Source organism: Paenibacillus sp. CH40 (assembly GCF_024213605.1).
GTDB classification, from domain to species: domain Bacteria; phylum Bacillota; class Bacilli; order Paenibacillales; family Paenibacillaceae; genus Paenibacillus; species Paenibacillus polymyxa_B.
In genome coordinates, this window is record NZ_JANAVQ010000001.1 from 557,551 (window position 1) to 581,016 (window position 23,466).

The 23,466-nt window shown below is 46.9% G+C and carries 24 protein-coding genes, 1 tRNA gene and 1 other annotated feature; of the genes, 22 read left to right on the plus strand and 3 right to left on the minus strand.

Features of this window, described 5'->3' with window-relative positions; all coding sequences use genetic code 11:
• The first annotated feature begins 61 nt into the window (after positions 1-61).
• The 10 genes from sigG (at position 62) to NLX73_RS02490 (ending at position 9,304) form a co-directional block, all read left to right on the plus strand.
• Positions 62-844 (plus strand): RNA polymerase sporulation sigma factor SigG, encoded by a 783-nt coding sequence (gene sigG, locus NLX73_RS02445; RefSeq protein ID WP_007431182.1) that lies wholly within the window; start codon positions 62-64, stop codon positions 842-844.
• A 112-nt stretch (positions 845-956) separates the two neighbouring features.
• Positions 957-1,301 carry a YlmC/YmxH family sporulation protein gene (locus NLX73_RS02450; protein ID WP_172828260.1) on the plus strand — a complete coding sequence of 115 codons (345 nt, stop codon included), beginning with the start codon at positions 957-959 and terminating at the stop codon, positions 1,299-1,301.
• A gap of 82 nt (positions 1,302-1,383) precedes the next feature.
• Positions 1,384-2,268, plus strand: a complete 885-nt coding sequence (pgeF, locus tag NLX73_RS02455; RefSeq protein WP_254325280.1) for a peptidoglycan editing factor PgeF — start codon at positions 1,384-1,386, stop codon at positions 2,266-2,268.
• Between the two features lie 8 nt (positions 2,269-2,276).
• Positions 2,277-2,978, plus strand: a complete 702-nt coding sequence (locus NLX73_RS02460) for a YggS family pyridoxal phosphate-dependent enzyme (RefSeq protein WP_254325281.1) — start codon at positions 2,277-2,279, stop codon at positions 2,976-2,978.
• Complete coding sequence (locus tag NLX73_RS02465; RefSeq protein WP_013311078.1) at positions 2,969-3,421, plus strand: cell division protein SepF; 453 nt, start codon at positions 2,969-2,971, stop codon at positions 3,419-3,421. The genes NLX73_RS02460 and NLX73_RS02465 overlap by 10 nt, the downstream gene beginning before the upstream one ends.
• 7 nt (positions 3,422-3,428) lie before the next feature.
• Positions 3,429-3,686: a YggT family protein gene (locus tag NLX73_RS02470; RefSeq protein ID WP_023989436.1), complete on the plus strand. Its 258-nt coding sequence runs from the start codon at positions 3,429-3,431 to the stop codon at positions 3,684-3,686.
• A gap of 8 nt (positions 3,687-3,694) precedes the next feature.
• Complete coding sequence (locus tag NLX73_RS02475) at positions 3,695-4,477, plus strand: YlmH family RNA-binding protein (RefSeq protein WP_254325282.1); 783 nt, start codon at positions 3,695-3,697, stop codon at positions 4,475-4,477.
• A 172-nt stretch (positions 4,478-4,649) separates the two neighbouring features.
• Positions 4,650-5,159 carry a DivIVA domain-containing protein gene (locus NLX73_RS02480; protein WP_254325283.1) on the plus strand — a complete coding sequence of 170 codons (510 nt, stop codon included), beginning with the start codon at positions 4,650-4,652 and terminating at the stop codon, positions 5,157-5,159.
• Positions 5,160-5,321: 162 nt separating this feature from the next.
• Positions 5,322-5,601, plus strand: a binding site (T-box leader).
• Positions 5,602-5,680: 79 nt separating this feature from the next.
• Positions 5,681-8,770, plus strand: a complete 3,090-nt coding sequence (gene ileS / locus NLX73_RS02485; RefSeq protein WP_254325284.1) for an isoleucine--tRNA ligase — start codon at positions 5,681-5,683, stop codon at positions 8,768-8,770.
• Positions 8,771-8,956: 186 nt separating this feature from the next.
• The gene (locus tag NLX73_RS02490) at positions 8,957-9,304 is read left to right on the plus strand and encodes a DUF5665 domain-containing protein (protein WP_165178377.1); all 348 of its coding nucleotides are present in this window, start codon (positions 8,957-8,959) and stop codon (positions 9,302-9,304) included.
• Positions 9,305-9,326: 22 nt separating this feature from the next.
• Here the strand turns inward: NLX73_RS02490 and NLX73_RS02495 are convergent, their stop codons facing one another.
• Positions 9,327-10,061 carry a TraR/DksA C4-type zinc finger protein gene (locus tag NLX73_RS02495; RefSeq protein WP_069289977.1) on the minus strand — a complete coding sequence of 245 codons (735 nt, stop codon included), beginning with the start codon at positions 10,059-10,061 and terminating at the stop codon, positions 9,327-9,329.
• A gap of 235 nt (positions 10,062-10,296) precedes the next feature.
• Here NLX73_RS02495 and lspA point away from each other — a divergent pair, with 235 nt between their 5' ends.
• The 11 genes from lspA (at position 10,297) to NLX73_RS02550 (ending at position 21,550) form a co-directional block, all read left to right on the plus strand.
• The gene (gene lspA / locus NLX73_RS02500) at positions 10,297-10,788 is read left to right on the plus strand and encodes a signal peptidase II (protein ID WP_254325285.1); all 492 of its coding nucleotides are present in this window, start codon (positions 10,297-10,299) and stop codon (positions 10,786-10,788) included.
• Position 10,789: 1 nt separating this feature from the next.
• The gene (locus NLX73_RS02505; RefSeq protein WP_069289976.1) at positions 10,790-11,761 is read left to right on the plus strand and encodes an RluA family pseudouridine synthase; all 972 of its coding nucleotides are present in this window, start codon (positions 10,790-10,792) and stop codon (positions 11,759-11,761) included.
• A 505-nt stretch (positions 11,762-12,266) separates the two neighbouring features.
• Positions 12,267-12,833, plus strand: a complete 567-nt coding sequence (gene pyrR, locus NLX73_RS02510; RefSeq protein WP_023989428.1) for a bifunctional pyr operon transcriptional regulator/uracil phosphoribosyltransferase PyrR — start codon at positions 12,267-12,269, stop codon at positions 12,831-12,833.
• On the plus strand, positions 12,830-13,744 hold the full coding sequence (locus NLX73_RS02515) for an aspartate carbamoyltransferase catalytic subunit (RefSeq protein WP_061828498.1): 915 nt from the start codon (positions 12,830-12,832) through the stop codon (positions 13,742-13,744). Before pyrR ends, NLX73_RS02515 begins: the two co-directional genes overlap by 4 nt.
• A gap of 58 nt (positions 13,745-13,802) precedes the next feature.
• On the plus strand, positions 13,803-15,125 hold the full coding sequence (locus tag NLX73_RS02520; protein WP_254325286.1) for a dihydroorotase: 1,323 nt from the start codon (positions 13,803-13,805) through the stop codon (positions 15,123-15,125).
• A gap of 61 nt (positions 15,126-15,186) precedes the next feature.
• A complete protein-coding gene (gene carA / locus NLX73_RS02525) occupies positions 15,187-16,323 on the plus strand; it encodes a glutamine-hydrolyzing carbamoyl-phosphate synthase small subunit (protein ID WP_025718621.1) in 1,137 nt (378 codons plus the stop codon).
• A 1-nt stretch (position 16,324) separates the two neighbouring features.
• A complete protein-coding gene (carB, locus tag NLX73_RS02530) occupies positions 16,325-19,540 on the plus strand; it encodes a carbamoyl-phosphate synthase large subunit (protein ID WP_254325287.1) in 3,216 nt (1,071 codons plus the stop codon).
• Positions 19,541-19,607: 67 nt separating this feature from the next.
• Positions 19,608-20,402: an orotidine-5'-phosphate decarboxylase gene (pyrF, locus tag NLX73_RS02535; RefSeq protein WP_302055256.1), complete on the plus strand. Its 795-nt coding sequence runs from the start codon at positions 19,608-19,610 to the stop codon at positions 20,400-20,402.
• A complete protein-coding gene (gene pyrE, locus NLX73_RS02540; RefSeq protein ID WP_250260947.1) occupies positions 20,399-21,040 on the plus strand; it encodes an orotate phosphoribosyltransferase in 642 nt (213 codons plus the stop codon). The genes pyrF and pyrE overlap by 4 nt, the downstream gene beginning before the upstream one ends.
• Positions 21,041-21,187: 147 nt before the next feature.
• Positions 21,188-21,352, plus strand: coding sequence for a hypothetical protein (locus tag NLX73_RS02545; protein WP_014282411.1), 165 nt, complete (start codon positions 21,188-21,190; stop codon positions 21,350-21,352).
• A gap of 124 nt (positions 21,353-21,476) precedes the next feature.
• Positions 21,477-21,550: transfer RNA gene (locus NLX73_RS02550), tRNA-Ile, on the plus strand.
• 261 nt (positions 21,551-21,811) lie between these two features.
• On the opposite strand, the gene NLX73_RS02555 is transcribed toward NLX73_RS02550, so the two are convergent.
• The gene (locus NLX73_RS02555; protein WP_254325288.1) at positions 21,812-22,615 is read right to left on the minus strand and encodes a DUF4352 domain-containing protein; all 804 of its coding nucleotides are present in this window, start codon (positions 22,613-22,615) and stop codon (positions 21,812-21,814) included.
• Positions 22,616-22,781: 166 nt separating this feature from the next.
• Here NLX73_RS02555 and NLX73_RS02560 point away from each other — a divergent pair, with 166 nt between their 5' ends.
• Entirely contained in the window at positions 22,782-23,039 is a 258-nt protein-coding gene (locus NLX73_RS02560) for a LysE family translocator (protein WP_367997084.1), read from the plus strand.
• Between the two features lie 89 nt (positions 23,040-23,128).
• Here the strand turns inward: NLX73_RS02560 and NLX73_RS02565 are convergent, their stop codons facing one another.
• On the minus strand, positions 23,129-23,461 hold the full coding sequence (locus tag NLX73_RS02565; RefSeq protein WP_025718617.1) for a hypothetical protein: 333 nt from the start codon (positions 23,459-23,461) through the stop codon (positions 23,129-23,131).
• Positions 23,462-23,466 lie beyond the last annotated feature (5 nt).

Here is a 23,466-nt window from a genome sequence, read left to right on the forward strand (position 1 = left end):
ATAAAAAAATGCCCTCAGGAGATAATGTACATTAATGTTGCTCCTTGGGAGGTAAGACACGATGACCCGAAACAAAGTGGAAATTTGCGGTGTGGATACCGCCAAACTGCCGGTATTAACCAATGCAGAAATGCGCGAGTTGTTCACATCACTTCAGCAAAATAATGAACGATCAGCCAGAGAAAAATTGGTCAACGGCAATCTCCGGCTCGTCCTGAGTGTGATTCAACGATTTAACAATCGGGGAGAGTTTGTGGACGATTTGTTTCAGGTAGGATGTATCGGCCTAATGAAGGCGATTGATAATTTTGACCTTTCGCAAAACGTAAAGTTCTCCACTTATGCGGTGCCGATGATTATCGGAGAGATCCGCCGTTATTTGCGGGATAACAATCCGATCCGTGTGTCTCGTTCGTTACGGGATATTGCATATAAGGCGCTTCAGGTGCGGGACAGTCTGACGAATCTGAACTCGCGAGAACCAACGATTTTTGAAATTTCAGAGGCACTGAATGTGCCTAAAGAAGACGTTGTGTTCGCGTTGGATGCGATTCAGGATCCGGTTTCGCTGTTCGAGCCGATATATCACGACGGGGGCGACCCAATCTATGTGATGGATCAGATCAGTGATGACAGAAATAAAGACGTCTCATGGATTGAGGAAATCGCTCTGCGGGAAGCGATGCATCGCCTGGGCCAGCGTGAAAAGATGATATTGTCTATGCGTTTTTATGAAGGAAAGACGCAAATGGAGGTTGCCGACGAAATCGGTATCTCTCAAGCCCAGGTTTCAAGATTAGAGAAGTCGGCTATACAGCAAATGCAAAAACATGTAAAGTCCTAATGAAATGAATGCTTGAATGATCCAACGATAAAAACGATCCTACTTGGATCGTTTTTGCGTTTACAGGACATTTTTTGGGCTCTTCCGCTCATATAGTGAAATAAAGGATGTGATGCGTGTGAGTGCACCGGAAACGTCAGTAAGAGCAATGAAAATTTCCGAGTTTCAAACCAAGGATGTCATTAACATTGTAGATGGACGACGCCTGGGACAAATCAGTGATTTGGAGATTGACGTGCGGCAGGGGAAAATTGAAGCCATTGTGGTTCCAGGCAGCAGTCGTTTTATGGGCTGGTTTGGAGGCGGAAGCGAGTTGGTCATTCCGTGGCGCAACATTGTGAAAATCGGTTCGGATGTTGTGCTTGTACGACTGGAAGGATTGCAAGAGCCGCCGGGTGAAGGGGAAGAAAAGTTGTATATCGAACGTCAAGAGCGGAGTGACCGAAGGGGCTTCTGAACTTGCAGATCTACGTATTTTAGTGTGTTGTGAAGACACGGCGGCGGCTTTTTGGTACACTGGGCAGTAGAGGTGAGAATGAATGGAACCATTTGTAGTGAATACCGAGGCTACGGGGGCAAAGCCAATGCAAGATGGCGGACGTCCCGTACCGGAGTTGTTATATATTCAATCTTGGGAGCGGCAGGTTCAGGGATTAACAGCGGGTTTTACAGGTCGTCATGGCGGTGTCAGTGAGGTGCCCTACGCTAGTCTGAACTGTGCGTTTCATGTAGGGGATGACACCGAGAAAGTCATTCGTAATCGGCAGCTCATTGCTGAGCAGCTTGGTTTTTCTGCTGAAGCATGGACGTGCGGTGAGCAGGTTCATGGTCATCATGTTGCTGTCGTCAAGGCTGCTGATCGCGGGCGGGGCTTTAGGGATCGTGCATCCGCTTTTCAGGACACAGATGGACTTTTGACGAATGTACCTGGCATTTTGCTGACGTCCTTTTATGCAGACTGTGTACCATTATATTTTTGTGATCCAGTGCGCCGTGTGATTGGGTTGGCGCATGCAGGCTGGAAGGGAACCGTTGCGGAAATCGCATTGAAAATGGTACAGACCATGCAGAACGAATATGGATCTCAGCCATCCGATTTGCTAGCAGCTATCGGTCCTTCCATTGGTTCTGAATCCTATGAGGTGGATGAGCACGTGATGAGCCAAATTCGGGTTTTGGAGCATGATTGCCCGGGTAATGATAAATGGGAAGGTTCTGTTTACTTCCCCTTAACCGACGGAAAAACACTACTTGACTTGAAACAATGCAATCGACACATTATGATGAAAGCAGGAATATTGCCGAGCCATATCGAATGTACTACCTTATGCACGAGTAGCCGTAGCGATTTGTTTTTTTCATATCGCAAAGAAGGCGGCGTCACAGGAAGAATGGCGAGTTGGATTGGTCTGGAAGAGAGGTGAGTCCTCCCGTGTCTTTGGAGGAACGAATTAAAGAAGTGAATGCCCGGGTAGAAGCGGCATGTGCCCGAAGCGGACGTTCGCGTGATGAAGTTAATGTGATCGCTGTCACGAAATATGTTTCGGCGGCGACAATGACATCTGTATTGGATAGCAACTTGGAGCATGTGGGCGAAAATCGCTGGCAGGATGCTGCGGATAAATGGAGCAAGTTGGGTGACCGGGGAACGTGGCATTTTATTGGTCATCTCCAAACGAATAAGGTTAAAGATGTGATTGGAAAATTTAAATTTATACATTCGCTTGACCGCTTATCGCTCGCTCAGGAATTGGACAAGAAGGCAGCCGCTCTAGGACTGCGAGTTAAAGCTTTTGTGCAAGTCAATATTTCTGGAGAATTGTCCAAATATGGCTTGTCCTCTGAGGCGGTTGCCCCCTTCTTGGAACAAATTCGCGAGTTGGAGCATGTGGACGTGATCGGCTTGATGACGATGGCTCCTCATGAAGAAGACCCGGAAAAAACTCGGCCTGTGTTTCGGGGATTGCGTGAATTACGGGATACGTTAAATGGACAAGCCTTGACCAGAGAACCCATCGTTCACTTGTCAATGGGGATGTCCAATGATTTTGAAGTGGCAGTTGAAGAGGGAGCGACCTGGCTGCGGCTTGGTTCCGTACTGGTCGGACGAGAGGAGGATTTCCATTGGGCGTAATGAATAAGTTCATGAACTTTCTGGGGCTTCAGGAAGAAGAGGAAGTTATAGAGCGAGAGGTTATGAATACGCCGGAAGATCAAGAAATTGAAACCCCAAGCTTTGATAAACGTAAGAACCAGAAGGGCACTAATGTTGTCAGCATCCATTCACAGAAAAATGTGAAAGTTGTCCTGTATGAGCCGCGTTCTTATGATGAAGCACAGGAAATTGCCGACCATATCCGTTCCCATCGCACCGTCGTAGTTAATTTGCAACGAATTCGCAAGGATCAGGCGCTGCGCATTATTGATTTTTTGAGTGGTACTGTGTATGCACTGGGTGGTGGTATTTCCAAGGTCGGGAATAATATTTTTCTGTGTACACCAGATACGGTTGAGATTCAAGGCTCTATTACAGAAATACTGGCTGACACTGAACAAGAACTTAACAGAATGAGGTGAACTTTTCTTGATCGAGGTAATTTACTGGCTATTTCAGATTTATTCGTACATGATCATTGCATATGTTCTGCTGTCATGGCTTCCTAATGCCAGAGAGAGTGTAATTGGTGATTTACTTGCCAAGTTTGTGGAGCCGTATTTGTCTCCTTTTCGCAGGTTTATACCGCCAATCTTCGGGATGATTGATATTTCACCCATCGTTGCGCTGATTGCTCTGCGTTTTGCGTCGTACGGTTTGATTTCTTTAATTGGTAATTTCGTCTAGGAGGAGTTATGCGAACTGAGATTTATGAGCATTTTCACCCGGATGAACGGGACTATGTGGATCGCGCTTCCGAATGGATCAGTCATGCGGGAGCTTATCATGAGCAGAAGCTGACTGATTTTTTGGACCCGCGCCAACAGTACATATTGGAGACACTTGCTTCGAAGGAAGACAAGGTCACGATTAGGGTAGATGGCGGATACATGGCTTCGGAACGAAAGCGGGCGCTGATTGCGCCCGATTATTCGTATTTGGACGGTGAGGAGATGGGGATTCAGGTCCTTTCCATCACATCTGACGATCATAAAATAGGTACCCTTGAGCACGGTGATTATCTAGGTGCCCTACTGGGGCTTGGAATCAAACGTGGGAAAATCGGGGACATTCATGTACTGGATGATGGGTGCCATGTATTGGTAGCTTCAGAGATTGGTGATTTTATGACGATGCATTTACAGCAGGTACATCGTGTTCATGTATGGACAGAACTGTTGCCTGTAGCGAGTCTGCGAACGAAGGAAGTTGCATTAGATGCGCTAGATCTGACGGTCGCTTCCTTGCGCCTGGACGGTATTGCCAGCGACGTGTACAAGCTAAGCCGAAGTAAAATATTAACACCGATTCGGTCGGGGCGGTGCCGGGTAAATTGGAAGGTGGAGGAGAATCCATCCACTCCACTTAAAGCGGGGGACGTTATTTCCATGCAGGGTTTTGGGCGTTTCAAAGTGCTTGAAACAGACGGGATGACAAAAAAGGGAAGATTCCGTGTCAAAATTGGTAAGTTTGTATAGCTGTAGGCAGGAATCACGAGCTTTCTGTCGAAAAAATTAAGCTATAGCGGAGAACTGGAACGATTTTGCTCTGTACAGTATTCACAAAACGGGGTATGATGACCGATAGATGATAGTGAGCGTCGTGACGCGGAAAATGTATTTTTTGTCAATCTTATAGGAGGTGGACGGCATGCCATTAACGCCATTGGATATACATAACAAGGAATTTGCCCGCCGGCTTCGCGGTTATGATGAGGATCAGGTTAATGAATTTTTGGATCAGGTGATCAAAGATTACGAGGGCGTTATTCGTGAAAATAAAGAACTGAGCACCGAGTTATTGAACGTACAGGAGAAGCTCGATCATTTCGCGACGATTGAGGATACGCTGAGTAAGACGATTATCGTAGCGCAGGAAGCGGCTGATGAAGTTCGTAACAACGCCAAGAAAGAATCCCAACTGATCGTGAAGGAAGCGGAAAAAAATGCGGACCGTATTGTGAACGAAGCATTGTCCAAATCCCGCAAGATCGCGTTGGAGGTTGAAGAACTGAAGAAGCAGGCATCGATTTACCGAGCACGGTTTCGTACACTGGTGGAAGCACAGCTTGACTTGTTAAGCCATGACGGCTGGGAAGCACTTGAAAACCGGGAACGCGAAGTACTGGAGCGCGAGCGTGAGATGAAAGAAATTTACTAATTTCATTTCTGACAAGCTTTTATTAGGCTTTGTTAGGGTTGACTTTTATCTTTAAACAGGCTATAACTGTAAATACTATACTGAATTCAATGGTTATCCGTCTGTCGGCTGATGATTGTTATTCAAGGCAACGATGTTGCTGATTTCGATGAATTTAACATGTTTAATTCGTTGATGGGAACGAGTACGTCATGATTTGTCCCTCAGAGAGTTGGCCTTCCGGTGCAAGCCAACGTTCAGAACATGACCGAAGATCCTCCCGGAGAAGTGAGCTGAAGCGCTTAAGATTTATGGCGTGTGTAAGCAATCACCGTTTGCCATGCGTTATAATGGCGCCCTGCTGTAGTTGAGTGGGGCTCAGAGAGCCGTGATGAGACTGTATTTTTAATGGTCTGTTTTTACGGAATCAGGGTGGTAACGCGAGCACAGTCTCGTCCCTTTACAGGGATGGGGCTTTTTTTGTTGCTTTTTTTAGGAAATGCTAGAGAAATCAATGATGAGCAGAGAGGGAGTATGACAGTATGAACAGAGTGGATGTTAAAGAAAAAGCACGGTCTCGTGACCTACGCATCCTGAGCAAATGGAAGCAGGAGGACACATTCCGTAAATCCATCACAAATCGTGAAGGAAAGCCAAATTTTGTGTTTTATGAAGGCCCACCAACAGCTAACGGTAAACCGCATATCGGTCACGTGCTGGGCCGTGTAATTAAGGATTTCGTCGGTCGCTATCAGACAATGAAGGGATACCGCGTCGTACGTAAGGCAGGCTGGGACACGCATGGCTTGCCGGTAGAATTGGGTGTACAAAAGCAGCTGGGAATCTCCCACAAACCTGAAATTGAAGAATACGGCGTTGAAAAGTTTATTAAAAAATGTAAGGCGAGCGTGTTTGAGTACGAGCAACAATGGCGTGATCTAACCGAAGCGATCGGATATTGGACAGACCTCGATAACCCGTACATTACATTGGATAATAACTATATCGAGAGCGTATGGAACATTTTGGCGACGATTCATGAAAAAGATCTGCTGTATCGTGGTCATCGTGTGAGTCCGTATTGCCCGGATTGTCAGACGACGCTAAGTTCTCATGAAGTAGCGCAGGGCTACAAAGATGTGAAGGATCTGAGCGCCACGGCCAAATTCAAGCTGCATAACAGTGGTGAATATGTACTGGCTTGGACGACTACACCTTGGACCTTGCCGAGTCACGTGGCGCTCGCCGTCAACCCTGAACTGGAATATGCACGTGTGAAGCAGGAAGACGGTGTATACATCGTTGCTAAAAATCTGGTTGAGGACGTCATTAAAGGCGATCATGAAGTGATTGGCACGCTATCCGGTTCAGAACTGGTTGGCCAAACGTATACCCCGCCATTTACGTATTTTCAGGTTGAGAAGGGTAATCAGATTCTGGGTGCGAAGTTCGTAACAGACTCCAGCGGTACAGGTATCGTTCATATGGCTCCGGCGCATGGTGAGGATGATTACCGGGTATGCCGTGAAAATGGTGTTGAATTCATCAACGTGGTGGATCTTCAAGGTAACTATGTAGAGGAAATCACTGATTTTGCAGGCCGTTTTGTGAAAGACTGTGATGTGGATATTGTTAAAATGCTGTCCGAAAAAGGTTTGCTGTACAGCAAGGAAAAATACGAGCATAGCTATCCGTTCTGCTGGCGCTGCGATACTCCATTATTGTACTATGCTATGGACAGCTGGTTTATCAAAACAACTGCGATTAAGGATCAACTGATTGCTAACAACAGCGAAGTCGAATGGTACCCGGGTCATATACGTGAAGGACGTTTCGGCAAGTTCTTGGAAGAACTGGTGGATTGGAACATCAGTCGCGATCGTTATTGGGGTACACCACTGAACATCTGGGTTTGTGAGGAAACTGGAGAACAGTTCGCTCCGCATAGTATTGCTGAGTTGAGGGAACGTGCGATCGGCGACGTACCAGCGGATATCGAGCTGCACAAACCATATGTAGATGATATCAAGGTTCGTAGCCAATGCGGTAAATACGAAATGACTCGTACACCGGAAGTAATCGACGTATGGTTCGATAGCGGCTCCATGCCGTTTGCGCAGCATCATTATCCTTTTGAGAATAATGAAACGTTCGAGCAGCAATTTCCGGCAGATATGATCTGTGAAGGAATTGACCAGACTCGTGGCTGGTTCTATAGCTTGCTTGCGGTTTCGACTATGCTGACTGGCAAAGCTCCTTATAAAGCTGTCATGGCGACAGGCCATGTACTGGATGAGCAAGGGCAGAAAATGTCTAAATCCAAGGGTAATGTTATTGATCCGTGGGAAGTGATTGACGAGTACGGTACAGATGCTTTCCGTTGGGCATTGCTGTCCGATAGTGCACCATGGAATAGCAAACGTTTCTCCAAAGGCATTGTAGGTGAGGCTAAATCGAAGCTGGTCGATACGCTTGTCAATACACACGCTTTTCTGACCTTGTATGCAGATATCGACGGATTTGATCCGGCACAGCATCCGTTCAAACCATCGGCCCATAAGTTGGATCGTTGGATTTTGTCCCGTCTGAACAGCCTCATTTTGGTAGTGGACAAAGCGCTGGCTGTAAATGACTTCCTGAACTCATCTAAAGCAATTGAATCGTTTGTGGATGAGCTGAGCAACTGGTATATCCGTCGTTCACGCGACCGATTCTGGGGCAATGGTCTTACAGAAGATAAGCTGGATGCATACCGTACACTGACTGAGGTGCTATTAACGACTGCCAAACTGCTTGCGCCATTTACACCACTGCTTGCAGAGGATATTTACCTCAACCTAAGCAACGGGGAAAGTGTTCATCTGGATGACTATCCGACTGCCAATGAGTCCTTGATCGATCTGGAACTGGAACGAGATATGGAAACGGCACGCCGTGTCGTTGAATTGGCGCGTAACGTCCGCAACGAAACGGGTTTGAAAACGCGTCAACCGTTGTCCGAGTTGATTCTGTCCATGGATCAGGACTTTGAACTGAGTGGCTATGAGGAAATCATCAAAGATGAGATTAACGTGAAGCATATTCATGTGGAGACGGACGATAGCGGCTTTGTAGATTTTACACTAAAACTGAATTTGAAAGTAGCAGGCAAGAAATACGGCAAAAATGTCGGTTTCCTACAAAACTTTTTCAAAGGAATGTCTGCTGAGGATACCCGTTCTGTTGTAGAAAAAGGAGTGTTAAACGTCGCTTCTCCAGAAGGTGAAGAACTGCAAGTTACGGCCGAAGAATTGCTGGTGGAGAAAAAAGCGAAAGAAGGCTTCGCTTCTGCTTCCGGTTATGGCTTAACGGTAGCGTTGAACACAGACATTACACCGGAGCTGGAGCAAGAGGGCTGGGTACGTGAAGTGGTTCGTGCGGTACAGGATTATCGTAAAAAACTGGATCTGCCGATTGAAAAGTATGTGGCGTTGACGTTGAATGTAGATAATGAGCTGCGTCTGGCCATCGAAAGCTTCGACTCTGTGTTGCGTGAGAACGTATTGGTTACTACTGTGACATTTGGTCAAGCCGAACCGGCAGAACATGTGGAAGTGAACGGTAAAACCATCGGCGTTCATATTGGGGAATAATTACAAGCCCCCTGTCCCATAATACAATAACAGGCAGCATATAAAAACGAGCCTAAGCATCGGAAACGGGTTTTCTCCGTTACGTGCTTCGGCTCGTTTGCTGCGTTCAGGGCAGCCATGGAAAAAAGGGGGATTGTGCATATGACGGCACGATCAAGGCGTAGACAGGGAAGGAGTCTCCGAGGTATGAACGGAGAAGGGGCTGCCATAGCCGCAGATAAAAGCAAAACAGGTAATCAGGCAGAGCAATTAAGTCGTGTTGAAAAGCTGATACGTGCTGTGTCAGAGCAGATGGAACGGACACGTATTGCAGATTACGCTTTGCTGCTGAATAAGCCTTGGCGATTACTCTGGCTAAATCTAATATCAGGCGTTTCCCGGGGAATCGGCATCGCGCTAGGTTTTACTTTTTTTGCCGCTACCATTATTTATGTGCTGCAAGTGCTCGGAGCGTTGAATTTGCCGATTATCGGTGATTATATCGCTGATATTGTACGGATCGTACAGCGACAATTGGAGCTTACCACCTATTAGGCAGCGATCTCCACTTTGAAGTTCACGATTCGTCTTCGTGCGTATCCGGCTCCAGTAGACCTTCGCCCTCGCCATCTTCGATATAACGCTGATAAATGGAGCTGCGAATAACAGATACATTTTGTCCATAAATGTCAGTAGCAATAAAGCTTTCGTATGGCTCTACGAAGCCCATATTATCGTCGCCTGCTTCAATTTCCATATCATCATAACTGTGGATTTCTCCACTTTCGGCCATGGCTGGTGTGTTAGAGGTACCCCAATTTTCGACGATCTGCCAAGCATCTTCACCGTCGAAGCCGTTTTGATCATCACGCTCATCTAGACTCGTTCTGCCGAACGAGGGAGCGAGAAATTCTTCCTCTACTGGGCGGCGGTTAGACACTTCTGTTTCGGGACTGTACTCTTTACAGTAAATGGTATAGGGAACAGCCAGTAGGCGCTCATAGGGAATGGGTTTACCGCTGGCGGCACAAATGCCATACGTCCCCTTTTCCATAGCCATCAGAGCTGATTCGATGCGTTCTAATTGGAATTCGTCGTGTTCCAGTAAGGAGATATCCTTGGCTCGCTCGTAGGTTTCGGTAGCCAGGTCTCCTGGGTGGTTATCAATAGGAGAAAGCTCGCCGGTTTGGTCGCGTTGGGAATCGCCGAGTCCGTAATGGTCGTTGTTTTGCAAACGATGCTCAATTTCTTTTTTGCGTTCCAGCAGTTCGTTACGCAAGCCCTGCAATTGTTGCTCCGTCAATGGGGACATGGAATCCTCTCCTTGTTCTAGGTTTACATGCGCATGCGTTGTGACGAGTATGCTCCATGTAGTTTGCACCGGGAAGACCTCTTTTACATAGGAAATTCTAATCAAATGCGAAGGAGTTCATTTTATGGATGATCTGTACTTGAAGCTTGCGGGATTCGTGGACGATCTGAGAATGCTTATGCTACAATAAATGGGTTCAACAACGGATATAAGCGGATCGGAGTGACGAGGGACTGTGATTTATTTTGGTATTGCGCTAATTATTTTTTTGATTGATCAGGGAGTCAAATATTTGGTGGCTACGCGGATGGAATTGTACGAACAAATACCAGTTATCGGCAATTTCTTTTTAATCACCTCCCATCGAAATCGTGGAGCCGCTTTTGGGATTTTGGAAGGTCAACGTTGGCTTTTTATCGTGATTACAATTGTAGTGGTGATTGGTATCGTCTGGTACCTGATAAAAACAGTCAAGGCTGGACAAAAGCTACTTCCTGTTGCGCTAAGTTTGGTGCTGGGGGGAGCAGTCGGTAACTTTTTGGATCGAGCTATTTCAGGGGAAGTAGTTGATTTTGCACAATTTAATTTTGGGAGCTATACGTTCCCCATTTTTAATGTGGCAGATTCGGCGATTGTCATCGGTGTAGCACTGATTATTTTGGATACATTGCTGGAATCGCGTCGGGAAAAAGGAAATGGCAATGATAGCATTGAAGGGAAGTCATAGCATGAGCGAAGTGAATGAAAACGGCGAAGCCGCAGGTCTGTCTTATGAGGACGAACTGGAGGGTGAATCTCTGGAATGGACGGCCGATTCCGGGGATGCCAAAACGCGTATAGACAAATATATCGCCGAAGAAATGAAGGAAGTGTCTCGTTCTCAGATACAGCTGTGGATCGGAAATGGTCGCGTGCTGGTGAACGGTACGGCGATCAAGGCGAACTACAAGCTGGCTGAAGGAGATCGGATTGTATTATCGGTACCGGAGCCAGAAAGTGTAGATATTGTACCGGAAAATATTCCGTTGGATGTCGTTTACGAGGACTCGGACGTTATTGTTATTAACAAGCAACGTGGTCTGGTCGTGCATCCTGCACCGGGACACTCTTCGGGAACATTGGTTAACGCACTGATGTACCACTGTCACGATCTTTCCGGCATCAACGGGGAATTACGTCCTGGTATTGTTCACCGTATTGATAAGGATACATCAGGACTGCTGATGGCGGCTAAAAATGATCAGGCTCACGCATCACTTGCAGCACAGCTTAAGGACCATAGTGTGACTCGGAAATATATAGCCTTAGTTCACGGTCATTTGAGCCACGATCAGGGAACGGTAGATGCTCCGATTGGCCGCGATTCCGGTGATCGCAAATTGTTCACAGTGACGGAACGTAACAGCAAGCATGCAGTCACCCATTTTCTCGTCATTGAACGGTTGGGGGATTATACCCTGCTTGAACTTCAATTGGAAACAGGACGCACACACCAAATTCGTGTTCACATGAAATTTATTGGACACCCATTGGTTGGCGACCCTATGTATGGGCGCAGCAAAGGGGTTCGTATGGATGGTCAGGCGCTGCATGCGGCGGTACTGGGCTTTAAGCATCCATCCACTGGAGAGTACATGGAATTCAACAGACCGATCCCTCCTGATATGGAGGATGTGTTAGCGTCCCTGCGTAGTCGCTAAAACAATGACAATTTGCATTCCCATTCACAAACCTGAATAAATTATTAAGTTAAACCGCCTAAATGGCGGTTTTTTTATTGTGGGATAAGGTATGGGTAAAAACAACTATGGATAATTATACAATGAAGTTGTATAATTATTAGAGTGCTTCCGGTGGTTCCGGTTGAACGGGTGTTGACACACGATTTTCAATCTGTCATACTTCTTGTAGTTGCGATGAACTTTGTCCAAGAGATGGCTAACCATCTCACACTATGAGAAGCAGGACAAAGGAAATCCTGAATAGCACCTTTAAATCAGTCCCGTGAGGCTGGCAAGGTAACGTGAATGGATCACTGATCAGTGCATCCGCTGCGGCGGTATGTCTTCAGTGTGTCCGAGAGATCGGAGAACAGTAGAAGACTGTTCACACGAGACTCCTTGCCAAACTTGGGCAAGGAGTCTTTTTTTGTATCCGAACACGGGACCAGGTCTGAAGGGAACATCACCTGAGGAGGCTGGAAGCATGAGTCATGAAACACATGTACTGATGGATGAAATTGCGATTCGTCGGGCATTGACACGGATTGCACATGAAATTTTGGAGAAAAACAAAGGTATTGACGATTGTGTGCTAGTAGGTATTCGAACACGCGGAGTTCATCTGGCGCAACGCCTGGCTGAAAAAATTGCTGAGATTGAAGGCGCACCAATTCCATGGGGAGAGCTGGATGTCACAGCCTACCGAGATGACCGGAGCAGCGTAGCCGAAGCTAAAGGAAATGGAAAAGAGCTTTTGATGAATCCTGCTGACGTATCGGTTCATGATAAGAAAGTCATTCTCTTTGACGATGTGCTGTACACAGGCCGCACCATCCGCGCGGCGATGGATGCATTGATGCACTGCGGACGACCGCAAATGATTCAGCTGGCAGTGCTAGCAGATCGCGGACACCGTGAGCTTCCGATTCGTCCGGATTACATCGGCAAGAACATCCCGACCTCCAAATCTGAGGAAATCGTAGTAGCCCTTCAAGAGACGGACGGTAAGGACGAAGTGACAATCATTCAGAACCGGGGGGAACAGCTATGATCACAACAGCCAGTCAACTTAAAGAACGTAGCCTGCTCGGGTTAAAGGAACTTAGCCGAAATGAAATCGAGTCCATTCTGGATCGCGCTCATTATTGGGAATCTCAACCAGAAAAACTGGTTCCAGTACTGCAATCACGCTTTGCAGCCAACATGTTTTTTGAAAACAGCACTCGCACCCGCTTTTCTTTTGAAATGGCAGAGAAGCGGCTGGGCGCTCAGGTTTTGAACTTTTCCGCTGCGGCTTCCAGTGTGGAAAAAGGGGAGTCCATTTACGATACAGTACGTACGCTCGAATCCATGGGCATTGATGCAGGAGTCATCCGGTTAAAGCCAGCCGGGGTGCTGCAAGAGCTCGCTGAGAAGGTCAGTGTTCCACTGGTTAATGCAGGGGACGGCAACAATGAGCATCCAACACAGGCTCTGCTGGACCTGTACACCATGCGCAAAACTTTCGGTGAGCTTAAAGGCTTGAGAGTATCCATCATAGGAGACATTCTGCACAGCCGTGTCGCTCGCTCGAATCTGTGGGCCTTGCAAAAATTCGGAGCCAAGGTTAGCTTCTGCGCTCCTGATAATATGCAAGCACCTGATCTTGCGGCGTACGCGCCTTATGTTCCAATGCAAGAGGCACTACAGGCGGACGTGGTCATGATGCTTCGGGTACAGCTGGAACGGCATGCCGAAGGGATGTTGCGCTCAGCGGATGAGTACCGAGAGCAGTACGGTTTGACAGAGAAAAGAGCAGCGAACCTGAAGCCCGGATCAATTATCATGCATCCAGCTCCAGTGAATCGGAATGTGGAAATTGATAGTGCAGTTGTGGAAAGCGAACAATCGCGAATTTTTCCGCAAATGGCAAACGGGGTTCCGATCCGCATGGCGGTTATGGAACGGGCAATGAAGCTGTAGAAGCTGTCAGTAGGATTGTAGGAAAAGTTGCAGAAAACTGAGCGGAGGAATATTTCAGATGAAACAATTAATTATGAATGCAAGCGTATTGAACGAGCAGGGCGAGGCTGAATTGAAATCCATCCTAATCGCCGACGGAAAGATTTTGGCTATTGCAAATGCGGATGCTGGAGTTAGCCTACTTGTAGAAGAAGGGGCATCTGGACAGGAGCGCGAAGTCGAAAAAATCGACGCCCAGGGCAAGCTGGTCATCCCCGGTTTAATCGATATGCATGTGCATCTGAGAGAACCTGGCTTTGAATATAAAGAAACGATTGAAACGGGCAGCTGCGCGGCGGTGAAAGGTGGATTTACCACGATTGCCTGCATGCCAAACACACGTCCAGTGACGGACAATGTCGACACAGTCCAGCTGGTATTGAAAAAGGGACAGGAAGCCGGGCTTGCCAAGGTTCTTCCTTACGCAGCCATTACGAAAAACGAACTGGGTCGTGAGCTGACAGATTTTGAAGCGCTCAAAGCAGCAGGTGCAATCGGCTTTACTGACGATGGTGTCGGGGTGCAAAGCGCGCAAATGATGAAGGACGCCATGGCGTGGGCCAAAGCACTGGATATGCCGGTTATTGCACACTGTGAAGATAACACGCTTGTTGAAGGAGCGGCTGTGACGGACGGCGAATTTGCCAAGCGCCACGGACTTAAAGGCATTCCGAACGAATCCGAAGCCATTCACGTCGGACGAGACATTTTGTTATCCGAGGCAACCGGGGCACACTATCATGTATGCCATGTCAGCACAGAGCAGTCAGTGCGGTTAATCCGCCACGCGAAATCTTTTGGCATCAAGGTAACGGCTGAGGTATGCCCGCACCACTTGGTATTGTCAGATGAGGACATTCCTGGGCTGGATGCGAACTGGAAAATGAATCCTCCGCTCCGCTCCCCACGTGATGTGCAGGCATGCATCGAGGGACTGGAAGACGGTACGATTGACATCGTCGTAACCGACCATGCAGCGCACAGTGAGGAAGAGAAGGCAAGAGGGATGGAGCTGGCGCCATTTGGGATCGTTGGATTTGAGACGGCCTTCCCGCTGTTGTACACGAAATTCGTAGCTACCGGACAGTGGACGCTGGACTTTCTGGTGCGTCGTATGACTGCTGATCCAGCGCGTGTCTTCCGCCTTGATACGGGACGCCTGGAAGAAGGAGCTCCAGCTGACCTGACCATGATTGATCTGGAGCAGGAGCAGGCAGTTGATCCACAAACGTTTGCCAGCAAAGGACGCAACACTCCTTTTACAGGCTGGAAGCTCAAAGGCTGGCCTGTGAAAACTTGGGTAGACGGCAAACTGGTATGGTCTGCTGACGAAGCAAAATAAATAGAAACCACTAAAAAAATAGAACCTTATAGCAGGAAACAATATAGAGGAGTGAGACGGGATGCAGGCAAGATTGTTACTTCAGGACGGCACGCTGTTTACAGGCACATCATTTGGTGCGGAAGGTGATAAAACAGGCGAGGTCGTTTTCAACACAGGGATTACAGGCTATCAAGAGGTGCTGACTGATCCCTCTTACTGCGGACAAATCGTAACGATGACTTACCCGCTGATTGGCAACTATGGAATTACTCGTGATGACTTTGAATCGGTACGGCCTTATGTCCATGGCTTTGCTGTTAGACATTACGAGCCAGCGCCAAGTAACTGGCGTGCTCAATACAGCGTGGGCGATTTGCTGAAGGAATATGGCATCATTGGCATTAGCGACATCGACACCCGCATGCTTACCCGGATTATTCGCCATCACGGCACGATGAAGGGCATTTTGACGACTGGTTCCCAGCCGCTGGAAGAACTGAAAGAAATGATGTCTGACTTGACCATTGAAGAACTGCGCAATCAGGTTCCTATGACTTCCACACCTCATCCGTACAGCAGTCCTGGCAACGGAGAGCGGATCGTATTGATTGACTACGGTGCCAAAAGCGGCATTTTGCGCGAACTTAACAAACGGGACTGCGATGTAGTTGTCGTTCCACATGATACGACGGCTGAGGAAATTCGTCGCTTGGACCCGGACGGTATCCAGCTGTCTAACGGCCCTGGAGATCCAAAAGACGTACCCCATGCTGTTCGTACGGTAGCTGAACTGTTAGGGGAATATCCGATTTTCGGAATTTGCTTGGGACACCAGTTGTTCGCTTTAGCTTCGGGAGCGGATACGGAAAAGCTGAAATTCGGACATCGTGGTGGTAACCATCCGGTGAAAGAACTGGAGAGCGGACGCTGCTTTATCACATCACAAAATCACGGCTACACGGTGAATGAGGATTCGATCCAAGGTACTGAGCTTGAAGTGACGCATATTAATAACAACGATAAAACGATTGAAGGTCTTAAACATACCAAGTATCCCGCGTTTTCGGTGCAATATCATCCAGAGGCTGCACCAGGACCTTACGATAATGGCTACCTGTTTGACCGCTTTCTGGACATGATCCGTGAGCACAAAAGAAATCATCCAAAGCAACCGCGTCAGGCTGCTATCGCCGCCGCAGTGAGAGGAGAGCGCTAATATGCCGAAAAATACAGAACTTAAAAAAATACTTGTGATCGGTTCCGGTCCTATCGTCATTGGTCAGGCAGCAGAATTTGATTACGCTGGTACACAAGCTTGTCAAGCGCTCAAAGAAGAAGGCGTCGAGGTAGTACTGATCAACAGTAATCCGGCAACCATCATGACAGACACCAACATGGCAGACAAAGTATACATCGAGCCGATTACACTTGATTTTGTAACACAGATTATCCGTCAAGAGCGTCCAGATGGTCTGCTTCCTACGCTGGGAGGACAGACAGGTCTGAATATGGCAGTGGAACTGGCTCGTGCCGGAGTGCTGGAGCGTGAAAACGTCAAGCTGCTGGGAACTCAACTGAATTCAATAGAAAAAGCCGAAGATCGTGATCTGTTCCGTGATTTGATGCGTGAGTTGGAACAGCCTGTACCAGAGAGTGTAATTGTAACAACCTTGGAAGAATCGTTAGAATTTGCTAACGAAATCGGTTATCCAATTATTGTTCGCCCAGCTTATACGCTAGGGGGAACAGGCGGTGGTATCTGCTCCACAGAAGAAGAACTGCGTGAAACCGTCAGCTCTGGCTTGAGATACAGTCCAATCGGACAATGTTTGGTGGAAAAGAGTATCGCAGGTATGAAGGAAGTCGAATATGAGGTCATGCGTGACGGCAATGATAACTGCATCGTTGTCTGTAATATGGAGAACTTTGATCCAGTCGGCGTGCATACTGGCGACAGTATCGTCGTAGCTCCGAGTCAGACGCTGTCAGATCGCGAATACCAGATGCTGCGCTCCGCTTCTCTGAAAATTATCCGCGCCCTCAATATCGAAGGCGGCTGTAATGTACAGTTTGCGCTTGATCCGCACAGCTATCAATACTATGTAATTGAAGTAAACCCGCGCGTAAGTCGCTCCTCGGCGCTGGCTTCCAAGGCAACCGGATATCCGATTGCTAAAATGGCTGCCAAAATTGCACTGGGCTACACGTTGGATGAAATTGTGAATCCGGTAACGGGACAAACGTATGCTTGCTTTGAGCCAACACTGGATTACATCGTGAGCAAAATACCACGCTGGCCATTTGACAAATTCATTTCTGCCAACCGCAAGCTGGGCACGCAAATGAAAGCAACGGGTGAAGTCATGGCCATCGGACGCACATTCGAAGAATCCATCCATAAAGCGGTACGGTCGTTGGAAATCGGTGTACACCGTCTGCATCTTAAGGGAGCCGAACAGCTGTCTGATGACGTGCTCAAGGATCGCCTGATTAAAGCAGATGATGAGCGGTTGTTCTTGGTAGCTGAGGCGTTCCGTCGCGGCTGGCAGCAGCAGGAGATTCAAGATTTGACGAAAATTGACTGGTGGTTCCTCGATAAGGTAGAGGGAATCGTCAAGTTTGAAGCCATCATCGCTGGAGAGTCTGAGCTCACCTACGAAACACTCTATCAGGCCAAACGTAAAGGTTTTACTGACCGCTCGATCGCCGAGATTCGCAGTATGGGCCAAAACGACAGTATGATAACCGAGCGTGAGGTACGTGAATTCCGTCTAGCTCAAAACCTGCGTCCGGTCTACAAAATGGTAGATACGTGCGCAGCCGAGTTTGAAGCCACAACTCCGTACTACTACTCCTCTTACGAGGTGGAAAATGAAGTGATTCCATCTAGCAAAGAGAAAGTTATCGTACTCGGCTCCGGACCGATTCGGATCGGGCAAGGGATTGAATTTGATTACTCCACCGTACATGCGGTATGGGCTATTCAAAAAGCGGGCTACGAAGCAGTGATTATCAATAACAACCCGGAGACGGTATCTACGGACTTTAACACATCCGACCGCCTCTACTTTGAACCGCTCTTCTTCGAAGATGTCATGAATGTCATCGAGCAGGAAAAACCGATTGGGGTTATCGTCCAGTTCGGTGGTCAAACGGCCATTAATCTCGCAGCTCCGCTGAGCGCGGCAGGCGTGAATATTTTGGGTACGAGTCTGGAAAGTATCGATGAAGCGGAAGACCGGAAAAAGTTCGAGCAACTTTTGTCTCGTCTGGCTATCGCACAGCCTAAAGGCAACACGGTCACATCGGTAGATGAAGCAGTGGGAACCGCACAGGCGCTAGGCTATCCGGTCCTGGTACGGCCATCCTACGTTTTGGGCGGGCGCGCTATGGAAATCGTGTACTCAGATACGGAATTGCTGCGGTACATGGAAGAAGCGGTTAAAATCAATCCAGAGCATCCGGTGCTTATCGACCGTTATATGCTGGGTAAAGAAGTTGAGGTCGACGCCATCTGCGACGGCGAGACAGTATTGGTACCAGGCATTATGGAGCATGTAGAACGGGCCGGGGTTCACTCAGGTGACTCGATCGCGGTGTATCCACCACAGCACTTGTCTGCCGAGTTGAAACAAAAAATTGTGGAAATTACAATCAGCATCGCTAAGGAATTGAAAACGATCGGTCTGGTAAATATCCAGTTTGTTATTCATCAAGACGAGGTGTACGTGATCGAGGTTAATCCTCGCTCCTCGCGGACAGTTCCTTTCTTGAGTAAAGTAACAAATATCCCAATGGCGAATCTGGCTACACAGGCTATTTTGGGCGGTAAGCTTAAAGATGCAGGTTATTCAGAAGGTCTATGGCCTGAAAGTAATTATGTCTCGGTTAAGGTTCCGGTATTCTCCTTTGCCAAACTGCGCCGTGTAGAGCCGACGCTGGGCCCGGAAATGAAATCGACAGGTGAAGTTATGGGACGCGACATTCAGTATGCCAAAGCCCTGTACAAAGGACTTGTGGGGGCTGGTATGAAAATTCCATCCACTGGAGCGATCATCATTACAGTGGCAGATAAGGACAAGGAAGAAGCTGTCGAGTTGATGCAGGGCTTTTACAGACTGGGCTATAAAATTATTGCAACAGGTGGAACAGCGGCTGCTATGGAGCAAGCCAACATTCCAGTGAACACGATCAATAAGCTGAGCGAAGGGAATCCGAACATCCTGGATATGATCCGTACGGGTGAAGCCAACTTTGTCTTCAATACGCTGACCAAAGGCAAAACGCCAGAGCGTGATGGATTCCGTATCCGCCGCGAAGCAGTTGAGAATGGCATTGTCTGCATGACCTCACTGGATACAGTACGCGCTTTGCTAAGAATGCTGGAAACGATCAATTTCACATCCGAATCCATGCCAGTCCTGAGCAAATAATGCGTTACGAATAGATGTGAGGAAATAAGTAGCACAGGGAAGGACATTCATCAGCTTCGGCTGACGGATGTCCTTTATCACGGGCAAATGTACCCGAATTGACGCGAAAAGGGGATGTAGAACGGTGAATGGAGCATTTCAGCAGATGGCAGGACGGCTGATGGTTGCATTAGATTATCCCAATGCACAACAGGCTGAGCAGTTAATTCGGCAGCTGGAGGGGATTCCCTGTTATATAAAAGTAGGTATGCAACTGTTTTATAGTGCAGGACCAGCTTTTGTAGAACAGCTAAAGTCCAGAGGATACTCCGTATTTCTGGATTTGAAAATGCATGATATCCCTAACACGGTGCGGGGAGGGGCAGAGAGCATTACCCGCCTAGGTGTGGATATGTTCAACGTACATGCTGCTGGGGGCGTTAATATGATGTCAGCTGCTAAAGCTGGTGCAGAAGCAGCTATTTCGGCAGACAGCTCGCTTTCCATGCCGCTCATTATTGCAGTCACACAGCTGACCAGCACGGATCAGACGACCATGAATAAGGAGTTAGGTATTCCTGGTACGGTGCAGGATGCAGTGGTTCGTTACGCACAACTGACCCGTGAGGCGGGACTGGATGGTGTGGTAGCATCCCCTTTGGAAGTGCCTGCCATTCGTGCTGTATGTGGATCAGAATTTAAGACGATAACCCCTGGCATACGCCCGGCAGGTAGTGCTACAGGCGATCAATCGCGTGTGCTTACACCTGGGCAAGCCATTGCCCAGGGCAGCAGCTACATTGTCGTTGGACGTCCTATCACCGCAGCAGTAGACCCACGCGCCGCAGCGGAACACATTATTAAGGAGATGATACAAGTATGACTACATTGAATAGTATACCCGAGCAAATTGCATCCCATCTGTTACGTATTCAGGCGGTGGCATTGCGCCCACAACAGCCTTTTACATGGACATCTGGCATTAAATCGCCAATCTACTGCGACAATCGCCTGACCATGTCCTACCCGGAGGTGCGCGAGCTGATCGCAGACTCCTTTGCTGCCCTCATTCGTGAGCAATATCCCGAAACCGAAGTCATTGCAGGGACAGCTACAGCAGGGATTCCTCATGCGGCCTGGGTGGCGCAAAAGCTAAATCTGCCAATGGCCTATGTGAGGGACAAAGCCAAAGGACATGGGAAAGAGAACCAAATTGAAGGCCGCATCAGCGCAGGACAAAAGGTTATGGTCATCGAGGATCTCATTTCTACAGGAGGCAGCTCCATTAAAGCAGCACAGGCCGTAGCACAAGCAGGCGCTCAGCCGTTAGCGGTACTAGCTATTTTCAGCTACCAGCTAGACAAAGCGACTCAAGCCTTTGAAGAAGCAGGTGTGGAGCTGCAAAGCCTGTCCAATTATACAGCCCTGATGAACGTTGCCTTGCGTGAAGGAACTATTCAGGAAGAAGAGATGGAACTGCTGCGTTCCTGGCGTCAGGACCCGGCTTCCTTTGGCAAATAAGATGAGCTATAGGGGCCAACAGAGCTAATGATTAGAACGATTCGTACTCGTTGCTAACCATTGTAGATTGTTATGGCTCAGACCGTGTAAATCGAATTCGATCCGGTTACACTAACTCCTACCATCATGTGAAAAGAGGGAGCTCGGATGTATTGGATTTACTATGGCAGACTGTACACGACTAAATTTCAGGCAGGATGTCTGGCAAAAAGGTTGGAGCACGACGGCTGGATGTATGGCTACAATGATCCCCGCGCAGTGGAGGTGTACCGCTCGCGCAAAGGTCGTTATGGTGTCCGATTTATTCCGTAAGTCCATAAAAATAATTTTATAAAAGAAAATTTTCGAAAGACTATTGACGAAACACAAGAAAATGTTGTATATTAATTAACGTTGCTGTTATGAATATGTAACGTGAATATACAAATTTTTTTGAGGGCCCTTAGCTCAGTTGGTTAGAGCGGTCGGCTCATAACCGATTGGTCGGGGGTTCGAGTCCCTCAGGGCCCATTTCCTCAAAAACCCTTGCGTAGCAAGGGTTTTTTTGTTGTTTATAGAGGGTGAGAAAATGGAGGGAAGTAGCATTTATAAGGGGGCGATTATAATTTGCAGCGAACCTTCTTTTTCTTCACTTTTTCTAAATGTGATTTAATTTTTTTAATCTTTCATTGCCATGAAGAATGCCCCCTTAGAATATATTAAACTACCCAGTGGGGATCAATATCTATTCTAGGGGATGCAATCTATACGCTAGGAGAAGCTCCCAAAAGACTATTTTTTTGAGATTTTAAACTTGAACGGATTATATTCAATGGAAAAATCCTCTGCAGACCCCTTTGCAATTAAGGTTAAGTCCGTAGAAGAGTCAACTTTTGAGAATGTCAGAATTCCTTCTGTCTTCATACCAGGTAGTATTTCAGACTGTAACGCAGGATAAGTATAACTTACACTATCAGTCGTTGGTTCGTATTGTTTGTTTCCTTGAACCAATTTAGTATAAAAGTCATAATAATTTATCGTGTTTTTAGATTTATTTTCGATTGCCATATAAATCCGTGTTTCCTCTTCAGCAAACTCGACTTTTTGAAGAGTCATGATATAGCCCTTTTGTTTTATTGACTTATTTACTTCTATAGTGCTCAATGTAGGATCAATAAACATAGATTTTTCTATTTTATTTGCCGAGATGGCAGGAGCTGAGGTGTAGGTGCCGTAGGTCGTTCTATAGCGATATTTATCAATGACAGTACCGGTTACGTGGATAAAATCATTCTCTTTTGCATTAGAGAAGCTGGAAAAACTATTGCCGTAGACAAAAGTGTTTTTTTCATTATTTTTCGGATCAGCATTTACTTGAACATAAATCCCATTTGTATTCTCCTTAGGACCATTAGTGATTTGTCCATAAAAATCAATAGAGCGGTCTTCAAACTGATCAGCATTGACGTACATTTGTTCAAATTCTTCTTTAGATAATAATGAATGATCTTTACTTGATGATACTCCACATGCTGTTAATCCCATTATAAAAATAATAAAAGCACACAAAAGAGAGAAAAAAGCTTTATTTTTCATGAACCCAATATCCTCCAGCATAAAAATGTAGTAGCAATAGTCTATCAGAACTAGATCTGTTTTTCTATAAATATTTACAAATAGGTAACTCAAGATATTGAATCTGTACCCAACAATAAATATAAGTATAAAGTAATGGTCCGTAAGTACATGTAAAGAATAACTAATTTCACTATTTTTTCTCACGTTTTTACCGCAATTTATTATGCCGGACTACAATCCAAGTCTACAATTTTTACTTATGGGGTCCTTTTATGCAGCAGTTTCCATTGTTTGGTTTGCCACAATCGTATTATTGTTGAGTTATGTAAGGAAATGGTTAATGTCTCCGAGAGTACAAAATGTTATTGATAAAGCTACGGGCCTCGTTTTAATTGGATTCGGTTTAAACATGATCTTTAAAGTTCAAAGAACAGGACATTGAATAGCTATGAGAATAGGGGGTGACATCAGCCCGTCCATAAAAATAGCACTGCCCAATAAACGGACAGTGCTATTTTTACCGTTTTTATCTTAAGATACCTTAACAGTGTATACCATTCTCAATTTACCGTTACCGCCGTAAATCTCAACTCTTGCATTCGTTGCAGTAGTGGTGGTTACCACCCCGGAAGCGGAGACGGTGACATTTCCGCTCGCCACTTTATAAGTATCCCCTGGGTAATTCGACAACGCATAGGAATAATTACGTGGCAACGTAGCCGTTCTGTAGTATACTCCGTTAACTTCTACGACAGGCGTAATTACCGGAGAAGGGCCTACAGATGCGGACGCGCTAGGGACGATAATGCTCCCAATAAGTCCCAAAGACATAGCTGTTGATAATAATATTTTCTTAGTTTTCATAAAAA